Origin of the sequence: Streptococcus sanguinis (assembly GCF_019929145.1) — a bacterium.
Classification (GTDB): Bacteria; Bacillota; Bacilli; order Lactobacillales; family Streptococcaceae; genus Streptococcus; species Streptococcus sanguinis_U.
Genome location: NZ_JAHZOW010000001.1, coordinates 668,484 through 681,722 on the forward strand (window position 1 = coordinate 668,484; position 13,239 = coordinate 681,722).

The window sequence follows — 13,239 nt, forward strand, 5'->3', positions numbered from 1 at the left end:
CTGACGACTTTCTTTCTTATGGTGGAATTCTTATTTGTCAGATGACATTTCGGATGAATCTTTCATGTCATCCTTCATGCTTGAATCGCTTGATTTCATATCATCTTTCATATCAGACTTGCTGTCGGACATCATAGAAGAGTCCTTCATATCATCCTTTTTCATTTTATCATCAGACATGCTAGAGTCTTTCATATCCTCTTTCTTCATGTCGTCTTTTTTCATATCATCCTTCTTCATCATGCTGCTGTCATCCATTTTCTTCATATCAGAATCGGATTTTTGATTAGAGCAGGCAGCTAGGACAAAGATACTAAGTGCAGCGATTGTAAGTGTAGTGATTTTTTTCATGATGTGTCTCCTTTAATTATATAATTTTTATCCAAATAATGATGCTAAAACGTTTAGATTTCCAAGCATTAGCAAAATTCCCATGAGAATGATGAGTGCACCGCCGATTTTCTTAAGCGTTCCCATATAAGGTTTGAGTTTTGCAAAGCGCTGTACTACCCAGCCGGAAGCTAAAGCCATTGCTAGAAATGGAAGCGCTAATCCAAGTGTATAAACCAACATAAGCAAGCCTCCCTGAAGAGCGCCGTTACCTCCAGAAGCTGCAATTGCTAAGACAGAGCTCAGAACAGGTCCCACACAGGGCGTCCAACCAAAGCTAAAGGTGATACCCAAGAGAAAAGCGTTAAGAAAATCACTTCTTTTACTATTCTTTTTAAGTTGGATGCTCTTTTGCTTTTGCAGCTGCTGGATATTAATGATCCCCATCTGGTGGATTCCCAGTAGAATGACAATCCCGCCCAGAACGTAGCGAAACCAAGGGGCATAGAGGACTTGACCTAGAGCGCCAGCTCCGTAGCCTAAAACCAAGAATACAGTTGATAAGCCAGCTATAAAGCAGAGCGTCTTAGCTAGACCATACCAGGAAATATCTTTTCCCATAAACCGAACCGTTTTCGGCTGATCCGAATCCAGCAAAATCCCCACATAGACTGGCATAAGTGGTAAAATACAGGGCGAGAAAAAAGATAGAATCCCCGCCAGAAAAACAGAAATAAAGAACAAAAAACTTGTTGCCATTTCAAAAACCTCTCTATCAATTTCTGACTCTAGTATAAAATAAAAATCTCCCTAAAAATAGGGAGATAGATTTGAAAAAACTTGAATTTGATGTTATATTGCTTGAGATTTCTGGATTGGGCAAAAACATCCACCACATTGTGGCGGATGTTATCTATTAGCTCTCCATCTCAAAACGCTCACTCTTCTGCTTGTTGGGCAAAAAGAGAGAAAGTAGGATTCCAACTAGAGCTGGCACTAACCAAGGCAAAGAAGCCTGAGCAAACGGAAGGGCATTTACCATATCACTTACCTTTGTAATATGGAATTGCTCCCCAAGAACACCAGCAAAGGAAATCAGAGTCACTGCTGCCACAGTCAATTGCATACCGACTTTGGACAGTGGCAAGAATTTATTGACAATGACAATCAGCACGATAACAATGGTAATTGGATAGAGAATTTGCAGAACCGGACCGGAATATTGAATGATAGCATTGAGGCCAAGATTAGCAATCGCAAAACCAATCAAAGTAAAGACTGTTGCGTACACTTTGTAAGATAGCTTAGGAAAAGTTTTATGGAAGAATTCCCCAGTCGATACAATAAGTCCAGCTGTTGTCGTAAAGCAAGTCACAGTTACCATAGCTGCAAGGAAAATCTGTGCTGTAGGTCCAAAGATAACCTGTGTCGCCTGTGAAAGGACATAAACGCCAGAATTGCCTTTGGCAATAATCTCGGCTGGAACTGGGAAATGATTACCCAGAAAAGCCAAACCGATATACATGGCGCTAAAACCCAAGGCTACCATCAAACCAACAACCCAGATGGTTGAAACATATTCCTTTTTATTCTTGAGGCCTAGCTGATTTAGAGTTGTTACTGCAATGACGCTGAAAGCCACTGAAGCCAAGGCGTCCAAAGTATTATAACCTTCCAAGAACCCTTGCCCAAAAGCTGACGCAACATAAGTTTCTGAAGCCTGCTGAGGTGTCGTTGTTCCGTATTTCAAAGCTCCTAGAATGACTAAGATGATGATCAAAACTGCAAAGACTGGCGTCAGAATACGTCCAATCCGATCCAAAATCTTAGATGGATTCAAAGAAATCAGGTAAGCAGCCGCAAAGTAAAGTGTCGTGAAAACAATCAATCCGATACCGGTCATATTTTTAGACAACATAGGAGCGGTACCAACTTCATAGGCTACCGTCGCTGTCCGCGGGATAGCAAAGAAGGGCCCTATTGACAGATACAAGGCTACAAGATAGACAATAGCAAACCAAGGCGCAAGCTTCTGAGAAATCTCGTGGATATAGCCCTTAGGATTGAGTGTTCCAATAATCAAAGTCAAAACTGCAAGCCCAACCCCTGACAGGACAAATCCTGCAATAGCCGGCCAAAAATGCTGACCAGATAATGTTCCAAGCGAAGGTGGGAAAATCAAGTTCCCAGCACCAAAAAATATTCCAAATAAGAGCAAACCTGTCAAGGCACCTTTTTTAATCACGGGAATCTCCTTTAAATTTTTTCATGCTTTATCATTATATACGTAAATAGCCACCTCCGCAAGATTTTTAACTTTTTCATAATATTGATTCGAATCAAAAGAGAAAATATGATTTAAATCAAATCATATATCAATAGGTTTTAGCAAATTCCTGACTTATCCACAGATTTAAGGCTTATTTTAAAGTGATATAAATAAGTTTGTTTTAGATCGTATAATTTACCAACCTATCTCTATCTTTTTTGATGGTTTACTTTCTTTAAACAGACATGCTCTACTGTTTCTGAATGCGAGAAAAATACAATATTGTCCTTCCAGATCCAAAACAAAATAAAAGAGATTTTTCATAGTAAAAAGGTTGAGACATCCTATCTCAACCTTTTAAAAATGGCTATAAAACATTTAGCAATCTTTACACATCGCTAAATCTTCTGTACTTAATTTCGAATTCAAAGAAGTTCTTCTCTTGCAGCATATGGAAAATATCTCGATAAGCTTCCTCATCAAAATGATGTCCCAAATACAAGATTTCAAAGCTTAACCCTTCATATTCCAGAAAGGCATTGGTCGTTCGAAAGCCATTACGCTTATAGAAGTCCATACGTGCTTGACGTTGCTCTAAATTGTCACATTCTTCATCGACACGTTCCACCTCTAGAACCATAGTTTTTTGATAAAACTCTGTCAGTTTATGAATGATTTCTCCCCCATAGCCATGGCTGCGAAGGTGCGGCATAATCGCAAAGAAGCTGACATAGAACATTTTTTCGTTATAAACTGCAAAAGCAAAACCAACAAATTCTTCCTCATTGTAGAAGGCAAAGAAATGAGACCGTTCATCATTGGTATAGCGGAGAAATTCATTAATAGGAACCCTCTCTTCTTCAGGAAAGGCTTCTCGATTAAGAGCTTCTACCTTATCCAAATCGGGAAATTCTGCTGTAATAATTTGACTAGTTAAAGACATCGCTACCTCACTTTGCTTAATATTCTAGCAGTTGTCAAAAAAATTAGCAAGCATTATCAAACTTCTTCCGCTTTTTTAGAAAATTGGCTCTGATAGAGGTCATAATAAAATCCTTTATCAGCCAAGAGACTCTTGTGATTGCCTTGCTCGATAATCTGACCATCCTTGAGTACCAAAATCTTATCTGCTTCTTGAATGGTCGACAGTCGGTGAGCAATGACAAAACTGGTCCGACCCTGCATGAGTGTTTTCATAGCCTTCTGAATCAAGAGCTCCAGTCGTGTATCGACAGATGAGGTCGCCTCATCCAAAATCAAAATCTTAGGATTGGCCAAAAGAGCCCTCGCAATCGTAAGCAACTGCTTCTGCCCCAGCGAGATATTGCTGGATTCTTGGTTCATTTCCATGTTGTAGCCGCCTGGCAAGGTCCGGATAAAATGGTCCACATTAGCTGCCTTGGCCGCCTCTACAATTTCTTCATCAGTGGCTTGCAGATTGCCAAAACGAAGGTTTTCCTTGATAGTCCCTTCGTAAAGCCAGGCATCCTGCAGCACCATACCGAACTGTTTACGGTAGTCCTGACGGGACAGATGTCGTATATCATGCCCATCCACTGTAATCGCGCCTTTGGTCACATCGTAGAAACGCATAAGAAGATTAATCAGCGTGGTCTTACCAGCACCAGTCGGACCTACAATGGCAACCATTTCTCCAGGTTTGACCTCCAGATTGAAATTCCGAATGAGCGGCTTGTCTGCTACATACTGGAAGTCCACATCCTTGAAGCTAACCTGACCTGTCAGATCTTGATCCAGCTTTTCTGTCTCATCATTGACTTCGTCCGCTTCGTCCAGCACTTGGAAAATTCGATCCAAAGAAGACTTGGCACTCTGAAGCTGACCTGCCAGCTGAGTCAGGTTTTGAATAGGCTGGTTAATCTGCCAGACATATTGAACAAAAGCCTGCATATTCCCGACTGTCAAGCGCCCTGCAATAACCTGAAGACCGCCCAGCAGAGCTAACAAGAGGTAGGTCAGATCTGAAATAACATTCAAAACAGGCATCATCAAACCAGAAATAAAGCTAGCTTTAAAACCTACTTTCTGCAGTTTTTGCGTAATTTGTCGAAAATCCTCCTGCGAGCTTTCTTCTCTGACATAGAGCTTCAAAATATTAAAGCCTGTCAAATTTTCCTGAACAAAGCCATTCATAGCCCCCAGTACATCTGCCTGCTGTTTAAAGTAAGGTTGCGATTTCTTCACGATAAAGCGGGCACTAAGGTAGGTAATCGGAATCGAGATTACCACAATTATACCCAACTGCAGATTAAGCACCAATACCATGACGATAACCAAGATCAGAGTGAAGACTGCATTGATAACCTGCAGAAAGGACTGCTGCAAGGCATTTGAAACAGCTTCGACATCGCTGGTAAAACGCCCCAGCAAGTCACCAAATTGATGCTTGTCAAAGTAAGAAACGGGGATGCGATTAATCTTATGGCTAAGTTCATTGCGCAAGTCACGAATGGTAGCCTGCACTGCATTGGTCATAAAGTAATTAGAATAGTAAGAACCGATTTCATAAATAATCGCCCGCACAAAATACAAGACCATGACCCAGCCAACATAGGACACATTAATCTGGGCGCCAGCCACACCTTTAGCCATATCCAGCAGATTATTTGTCAACTCTGTAATGGCTAAGCCTAATACAAAGGGCTCGACGACGCTCATAACGACGCTGAGGATTTTGAGGAAGATGGCAAAGGCGACTGCAAATTTATAAACTTTTAGGTAGCTCCATAGACGAGCAAAACTTGATGTGTTTTTCATGTCAGTCTCCTTTCTATTCCTCTGTCAAAGCTTGATTCTTCAGCTGCGAATCCGCAATTTCACGATAGATATCATTAGTTTCCATCAGCTCTTCATGCTTCCCGCGTCCGACGATTTCGCCCTGATCCAAGACGATAATCTGGTCAGCATCCATGATAGTTCCCACCCGTTGGGCCACAATCAGCACCGTTGCTTGACCTGTCACTTCCTTGAGACGACGACGCAGCACCGCATCCGTCTTATAATCCAGGGCAGAAAAAGAGTCGTCGAAGATATAAATTTCCGGCTTTTTGACCACCGCGCGGGCGATAGAGAGCCGCTGCTTCTGTCCACCGGATAGATTGCTGCCTCCCTCAGCCAGATGAGTCTCAAAACGCTCTTCCCGGCTCTCGATAAAGTCCTTGGCTTGAGCAACATCAGCCGCCTGACTAAGCTCTTCCTGACTAGCTTCTTCCTTTCCGTAACGTAGGTTCGCTGCGATGGTTCCGGTAAATAGCAGAGCCTTCTGCGGAATAAAGCCAATCTTCTGACGCAGTGCCTTCAGATTGTATTCACGGACGTCCACACCGTCCACTAAAATCTTACCTAGTGTTACGTCGTAAAAGCGCGGAATCAGCTGCACCAGTGTAGACTTACCAGAACCAGTTGAACCGATAAAGGCAATAGTCTCACCCGGCTTAGCCTTGAAGGAAATATTATGCAGTACAGGACTCTCCGTCTCACCCGGATAAGCGAAGGTTACATTGTCGAACTCCAGATAACCCTGTGTCTCTGTCTCGGTTACACCATCTTCGTTAGGATTGATTGAGATGGGCATATCCATGACTTCCTTAAGCCGCTGGCTCGATACCGCAGTCCGCGGATACATAGTAAAGAGATTAGCCAAGAAGAGGAAGGACAGCAAGGCGTGAAAGCTGTATTCGATAAAGGCAACGAGATTTCCGATTTCAAGACTGCCGTCCCGCAAAGGGTCTAGGGCAAACCAGACAATGGCCACAATCATCGCAATAATAATCTGCACAAAGAGTGGCTCTGTCAGACCAGTCAGCTTAAAGAGCTTATTGGAGTTTTGCGCATAGACCTCATTTTCGTCAGCAAAACTCTTCTCTTGAAATTCCTCTCTTGCAAAAGCTCGTATAACACGCAGACCGGTCAGATTTTCCCTCACGTACTGATTAATTTTATCAAGGGTCTTCTGCTGCTTTTCAGACAAGGGCTTGGTTTTAACCGCCACATAAATAACCACGACAGCCAAGAAAGGTACTGAAACAGCTACAATCCAGGCTAGAGATGGGCTGGTCAGAAAAATCATTAGAATACTGGACAGCATCATCATGGGAGTAATGACACCCATTTTCAGGGTTTGCTCTGCAAACTGCATAAGCACAAAAGCATCCGAAGTCAAGCGCGTGACCAATGAAGACACACCGATTTGCTCATACTCATGATGAGAATACTCTTGCAGCTTAGCATAGAGATCATTGCGCATGTCCTGCACCATGGTCGTCGTTACCTTCCCAGCCGCATAAGCCAGAACGATTCGTCCCAGAACTCCTAAGATAATAACGCCAAACATCACCCAAGCCCAGAAAAAGAGCCGGTCTGTCTGCTTAGGATTGATTCCCTCATCAATCATCCGAGCCAGCACCGTTGGCAACCCCAGATTAACAATCACAAAAAAGATTGCCGCAACAAAGTCCAAGACTAGCCACTTAGGATATCTCTTCAAATAAGACCAAATGTATAACATAACTCCTCCTTCACCATCTATTCAAAAATAACTCACTCTAAAGTACTCAGTACCTTTAAAACACAGAAAAGAGCGCGCAAATGCACGCCTTAATACAAATATTATATCAAAAATATGAAAGAGCGTAAAGGTCATCTCAGACTTTTTTCTGCTTATTACCAGCCTCATAAATGACTGTCAGCAGCAAATTACCCGAAAGCAAACTACCTACAGTTTTAATTGCATGACTTATATAGAAAAACAAACCTAGTTTTCACTAGGTTCGTCATTTTTTATCTGTAAGAAAGCTGGACTCTAAGAAAAATCAAATCTCTTCTCCCAACTTGTCAGACTTGCAACTTTGCAGTCCATTTGACATACTCAAACCAATCACTTCTGGTTTTCGAAGATTGATTTTCTGAAATCATTGGTTTGATCGAGGTAAGCTTTGAAGACTGCTTTTTTAAGCTTGTGGACAGCACTGTTATATTCTGGTTTATAGCCGCTCCAAGAATACCAATTATCATTGGCATCTTTGAGAACTGCTTCATCCATCAAGGTTTGCAACTCTTCTACAGTACTTATAGTCTTAGTAGCATAACTTGTCCATGGTTGTCTTGTATCATCAAATGTGACCTTGTTCAGGCTGTCGAACTTGTTTTTACGTTCTTCATACATAGCCTTCTTAAACTCAGTCCAACTATTAAATTGACCGTTGAAGACCTTGCGTAAAACCAAGTCATCTGTTACCAGACCTCTGGTTTTACCATAGATACTAATTATTTTCCCGTTTTGCTTAGCATCATCTTCATACTGATTAGAGATATAAGGGACCATACCATCTTTGAAGCCTTTGGCTGCCAGAAGTTCATAAGCCATACGCCGTCCCATAAGATCACCAGGCGTTCCTTTTTCACTGCTTAAAGCCGAATAAATCGGAGAGAAGAGTTTAATCGTATGGTAGCCATTTCTTTCTACATCACCATTTTTGTACTCACGCGCTGAAAGAATATCATTTTCAATGAGACTGTCGAATGAGTTTAATTTTTGCGCATCCGCCATTGTAATATTTTTTATCACATTCGTTGCGTAAACATCATTTCCATCAGCATCTCGGGCATATTTATTCTCAACTTTTCTCAGCGCGTTCACTTTCTGCACATCGGACAGACGGTTCACGATTGACATCCCTTCTAGGTACTCCAACATATAAATGACATCAAACATGTTATGAACATAGTTTTTCAGATCATCCGCGTTTTGGAAACGTTTAGTTGGATCCAAGACTTGCAAACGAGATTTTTCAGTCGCATCATTCTTGTCATATTTGAGAATTGAGTTGACCGTGATTGTCGCATCATCTGGATGATCCGGTGCTTGCAACAAGCCCTTGGCAAAGAATTCTGGACCAAGTCCGCTTCTTCTTCCATATCCGCCTAAATAGATCTCATTATCAGAATCATGCGTCATTTCATGGGTATAGGTAATTGCTCCGTCCTTGTCCAGCATCCGATAGCCCATGTAGTAAACGCCGTCCCCAGTAGCATAAGCTCCGTGCTTATTGTGTACGACCTTGTTTCCAACCGGCCCAAAGAAATACTTCATAGCTGAATTTGAACTGTCAAATTGTGCCTCCGCTGTAGCCTTGCCAACAGTAGTATCATCTCCAAACTTATAGGCATCATAGACCAAGATATTTCGATAGAGCTTTTCACGCTCCTGCTCGTCTAATATTCTATACCAATAATCATAATGGTCGCGTTGACGTTTTGCGGTTTCCTTAGCATTATCCTCAACAAACTTATTGAGTTCTGCTCCTGCTCTGTGCTCATTATTTCTATATCTGTCATAGGCACCAAAACCAAGACTGGATATAGTCGAGATGACAAAGACTGATCTTTCAGGCATTGTCAGCAATGGCAAGACCATATTTCGGTATTTCCAAGTGTCGCTGGTAATTCGATCATAAACCCCGATAGAGTATTTGCTGCCAGCCTGCTCTTGTTTGACCCTCACCTCATCAATAGCTGATTTTTCTTCAACGATATAAGCCTTGGTTTGCTCTTTAAACCATTGATTATTTGTTTTGTTTGGTAAAAATACCTCTCGGTAATTGGCAAGCGTGCTGAACAAATCTTTTGTTGCATTATTGTTTGCAAGGCTGATACTATAAGCATCTACGTTGTTCTTGGCCAGAAGATTGTTAAAGCCAGACTTACCTAATTCAATGATCGTGTCTAGCGGTGATACGTTGCCCTTACCAAAGAAATCCATGTGGTACATGACTAAGTCTTTGATATTCACGTCACCATAGTTAAAGTTGTACCAGCGCTCTAAATAGGTCAAACCTAGAAGCAAGGCTTCCTTGTTACGTTTGATTTTATCAACGACATAACCATTAATCGTTTGATTTTCGCTGGCAATGACTGCATCTGCAGACAAAAGTTTTTCCAGTGTATTTGCTAGATTTTCCTTGGTTTTTGCAAACTGCTCTTCTAAGTATAATTCCGTCAGTGAAACGCCTGAAGAAATACCTAGGGTGTTTCTGATAGACTCTGACTGATAATCGACTGCTTTCAAATCAGGCAAAACTTCATTGATGATCGAACTATTACTATGCAAGAGTTGATTTGGCGTATAGATGAGACCTGTATCGCCCACACGGTATTCTGCTAACTTACTAAATTCAGATTGGTAGGTGAGATCTAGCTTTTCAGATGAATGATCTTTATAATGAATCAAGAGCTTATTAGCCGTTTCTTTATGCGAAGCAATATCTGTAATCACTTCATTATCCTTCATCATGACTGCAGATAAGATTTCTTTTTCAAACAAAGCGCTATCTTCTTTTACCAGATTACCGTATTTGACAATGGTTGCCTTATTATAAAACGGCAGTAATTTTTCGATATTCTTATATGCTAAAGCTCGACTGGCTTGATAGTCTTTAACCTTAGAAAAATCACTTTCTTTATTAGTGCTAGTTAGCAAGGTTTCGACTGTCGGTACAGAAAGAGAGTTAATTTCAGATTTCTTACTTGCGATTTGAGAAGCATTGAGGATTGTTCCTCTCTCTTCGAGCGATTCCTTTGTGACAACCTCATCCTTTTCAAGAGTCACTTTGTAGACTCTGTTATCTTTGTTACTATATGAGTCAGTTATTCTCATTCCTCGATAGTGATAACCACTAATCGCATTCCCGTTCATAACGTTGACATCGCTAAGAACGTTATGCAATCTTCCAGCATGTCTCTCTTCGTTAGAGTCTCTATCCCACAAATAGCCAGCCACACCAGCAACGCTTCCAAAGCGTTTCACATTATTAATGTTGCCCTCGGCATAACTATTGCTGATAAGCGCATTCTTCTCGACAAGACCTGCAAGGCCGCCGACAGTTTGGTTTGTACTATCCGCATTGGATGAGATGGTAATTGTAGCTTTTGACTTATCAACTACTGCGTTGATGCCAGTCAGTTGACCAACTAATCCACCGATATTGTATGGCGCCCTCGTTTCATAGGAGTTGACAATTCTTCCCTTGAAACTACTGTTCGTAATCTTAGAATTATCAGCCTTCCACACCAAGCCACCAATGCCACGTTCGCCAGCCAGAACACCCTCTACATGGACATTGTTAATCCTTGTTGCATTATTCGCTTCATTTGCAAGGGCACCAATATCAGTTTTCCCTGAGATATTTACATCTTTAAGAGCCAGATTTTCTACAGTAGCAGCGCTTAAAGTATCAAATAAAGGCTTCTTTAAATTATAAATAGCATAATTTTTTCCGTCTTTGCTGCCGAATAATTTACCAGTAAATCTGCCATTTATATAACTGCTAGCTCCATTTTCTAGTTCGACCTCGTTGGCATTCAAACTAGCACCTAAATAATAGGTTCCACCGAGATCATTATTTATAGCTTGAACTAAGTTACTAAAGGAAGTGAAGTTTGTGACTTCTCTCTCAGCCTTTTTAGCTAGATAGAAAGTAAAATTGTCCTCGTACTTATTATTGATATCCTGTTTTAATTTTTCAGCACTTGCTGTAATTTTATAAACCGGCTGACCATCTTTCGTGCTATCGACTATTGAAGAAATCGGCAAGAAGACATCTTTAAATTTAGATGATTTCACTTTCACAAAATAATTCTCTTGATTGGTTGGAATGGCATCCAGAGAAACTTGTTGCTTGTATTTTCCATCAGTTAGACTATACAGCTCTACATCAGATACATTTCTTAGCTCGAAATTCTTTTCTGGTTCTTGCTTCGGCTCTTTCGGCTCTTGAACTTTTTCAGTAGGATTTTCCGCTTCTGACGCTGCTGGATCGATGTTTCCAGTATATTCTTGCGGAGGTTCTACCTGCTCAGGCTCAACTACCGCACCAGCTTGAGTTCCTGTGTATTCAGGTAATGAAGATACTTGTTCAGGTTCAACGATTGCTCCTGCTTGGACTCCTGTGTATTCAGGTAATGAAGCCACTTGTTCAGGTTCAACGATTGCTCCTGCTTGAATGCCTGTATATTCAGGCAATGGCGTAACTTGCTCGGGTGCTACTACTGCACCGGATTGCGTTCCTGTGTATTCAGGTAAAGGCGTCATTTGCTCAGATTCGACTATTGCACCGGATTGAGTTCCTGTGTATTCTGGTAATGGTGTCACTTGTTCGGGTTCTACTATTGCTCCTGCTTGAACACCAGTGTATTCAGGTAATGGAGTAACTTGCGCAGGTTCTACTATTGCCCCGGATTGGATGCCTCCAATCTCCGGTTCAATTTGTTCAGGCTCAACGATGGCTCCAGATAATGTACCCGTATACTCAGGTAAGGAAGCGACCTGCTCAGGCTCAACGATTGCACCGGATTGGACGCCTGTGTACTCTGGTAATGGTGCGACTTGCTCAGGTTGAACCAAGTTAGAAGCTACTGGTTTCTCGCTAGGCGTTTCAAGCTTTTTAGCGCCTTTCTCCACTATTTGAGGAATCGCTTCCTCTATTTTAGTCGAAAGAACCTCTCTTGAAACTTCCTTATTATCTACTGTAAAAATTCGAACGACTTCAATTTTACGGCCTGGTTTGCCTTCTTGTTTTACTCTTACAGTACCTTCAGCTAAATCCGGATTCTCTTGTATTTGTTCTCCAAATGCTATCTCAGTTTCAACGGTATCTTCTTTGTATAATAATTCCGGCTTAGCTACTCGGCCAGACAAGACTTCATCTTGAGGCTCAATTGTATTAACTCCAAGAGTTTGATTTTTCAGCCCATTCTTATCGAAAGAAACAGAATAATCTAGCTTCTTATTTTGGTTTAAAGCTTCTTTATCTAGATTAGCATTTTGCTGATAATCAAGAATCTTATTGTCTAATAATTTCTGAATCGATTCATCTTTTATGTAGCCAACATAGGTGTAGCCCGAGATTTCACTTGGTGACGGCAGACTATCCCCAGCCGACACTTGATATTCAGCATTATACTGTAGCAAGATCCCATTTTCCAGCGCATCGACAGATAGTATCAAGCCTCCTCCGACACTAGCTCCCACCAAAACAGTCAATAGGAACTTGCTTTGAACCTTTCTTTTTGACACAGCAAAAACAACCAATCCTATCGTCGTTAACAGACCAGCCGTCATCATAGTATTGGAATTGTTGTCGCCTGTATTCGGTAAGGTTTTTGCTCCAGTATTTGAGTTCAACCCGTAGACAAGATAGTAGGTCTCCCCATCGCCTTCAGGCATTTTAGGAAATCCACTTACAATCAACTCCTTTTCTTGCGGAGTTATTTCAGTATCTGTCACGTATTTATAGTGTACATTCAACTTTTCCTGCGCTTGAACAGAGTCAACCCCAACGATAGACACAAAAAACAAACTAGAAATAGCAGCCGAAACAAGCCCGACAGCTAATTTCCTAAAAGCAAACCGAGTTTGCTTCTCCCCCAAAAACTTTTTCATTAAAATCCCTTTCAAATTATTCTAAAAAGAATAACAAATCCTTTATCCTTTAACCAGAGAATGAGCAACAGTAAGCCATTGCATCCATTCATCTGAATCCCCCTAACAAAAATCTCCTAATCAACAATCTCATATAACTTTTATCTTATTCATAATATCTCCTAAATCGCAATAATCTGTC

7 protein-coding genes are annotated in these 13,239 nt (G+C 41.2%); all 7 read right to left on the reverse strand.

Going from position 1 to position 13,239, the window contains the following annotated elements; genetic code table 11:
- Nucleotides 1-30: 30 nt before the first annotated feature.
- Nucleotides 31-351, reverse strand: coding sequence for a hypothetical protein (locus tag K1I94_RS03325; RefSeq protein ID WP_002909792.1), 321 nt, complete (start codon nucleotides 349-351; stop codon nucleotides 31-33).
- Between the two features lie 27 nt (nucleotides 352-378).
- Nucleotides 379-1,089: a thiol-disulfide oxidoreductase-associated membrane protein CcdA2 gene (gene ccdA2, locus K1I94_RS03330; protein WP_002912377.1), complete on the reverse strand. Its 711-nt coding sequence runs from the start codon at nucleotides 1,087-1,089 to the stop codon at nucleotides 379-381.
- A gap of 157 nt (nucleotides 1,090-1,246) precedes the next feature.
- Complete coding sequence (gene brnQ, locus K1I94_RS03335; RefSeq protein WP_223314398.1) at nucleotides 1,247-2,575, reverse strand: branched-chain amino acid transport system II carrier protein; 1,329 nt, start codon at nucleotides 2,573-2,575, stop codon at nucleotides 1,247-1,249.
- A gap of 412 nt (nucleotides 2,576-2,987) precedes the next feature.
- The gene (locus K1I94_RS03340; protein WP_002895565.1) at nucleotides 2,988-3,542 is read right to left on the reverse strand and encodes a GNAT family N-acetyltransferase; all 555 of its coding nucleotides are present in this window, start codon (nucleotides 3,540-3,542) and stop codon (nucleotides 2,988-2,990) included.
- A 56-nt stretch (nucleotides 3,543-3,598) separates the two neighbouring features.
- The gene (locus tag K1I94_RS03345) at nucleotides 3,599-5,377 is read right to left on the reverse strand and encodes an ABC transporter ATP-binding protein (RefSeq protein ID WP_223314399.1); all 1,779 of its coding nucleotides are present in this window, start codon (nucleotides 5,375-5,377) and stop codon (nucleotides 3,599-3,601) included.
- 13 nt (nucleotides 5,378-5,390) lie between these two features.
- Nucleotides 5,391-7,127: an ABC transporter ATP-binding protein gene (locus tag K1I94_RS03350; protein ID WP_223314400.1), complete on the reverse strand. Its 1,737-nt coding sequence runs from the start codon at nucleotides 7,125-7,127 to the stop codon at nucleotides 5,391-5,393.
- 369 nt (nucleotides 7,128-7,496) lie between these two features.
- Nucleotides 7,497-13,058 (reverse strand): ZmpA/ZmpB/ZmpC family metallo-endopeptidase, encoded by a 5,562-nt coding sequence (locus K1I94_RS03355; protein ID WP_223314401.1) that lies wholly within the window; start codon nucleotides 13,056-13,058, stop codon nucleotides 7,497-7,499.
- Nucleotides 13,059-13,239: the final 181 nt, after the last annotated feature.

Excerpts from the sequence above, each read along its gene's own strand:
- K1I94_RS03325 (WP_002909792.1), bottom strand. The coding sequence starts at position 351 with ATGAAAAAAATCACTACACTTACAATCGCTGCACTTAGTATCTTTGTC.
- ccdA2 (WP_002912377.1), bottom strand. The coding sequence starts at position 1,089 with ATGGCAACAAGTTTTTTGTTCTTTATTTCTGTTTTTCTGGCGGGGATT.
- K1I94_RS03340 (WP_002895565.1), bottom strand. The coding sequence starts at position 3,542 with ATGTCTTTAACTAGTCAAATTATTACAGCAGAATTTCCCGATTTGGAT.
- K1I94_RS03345 (WP_223314399.1), bottom strand. The coding sequence starts at position 5,377 with ATGAAAAACACATCAAGTTTTGCTCGTCTATGGAGCTACCTAAAAGTT.
- K1I94_RS03350 (WP_223314400.1), bottom strand. The coding sequence starts at position 7,127 with ATGTTATACATTTGGTCTTATTTGAAGAGATATCCTAAGTGGCTAGTC.
- K1I94_RS03355 (WP_223314401.1), bottom strand. The coding sequence starts at position 13,058 with ATGAAAAAGTTTTTGGGGGAGAAGCAAACTCGGTTTGCTTTTAGGAAA.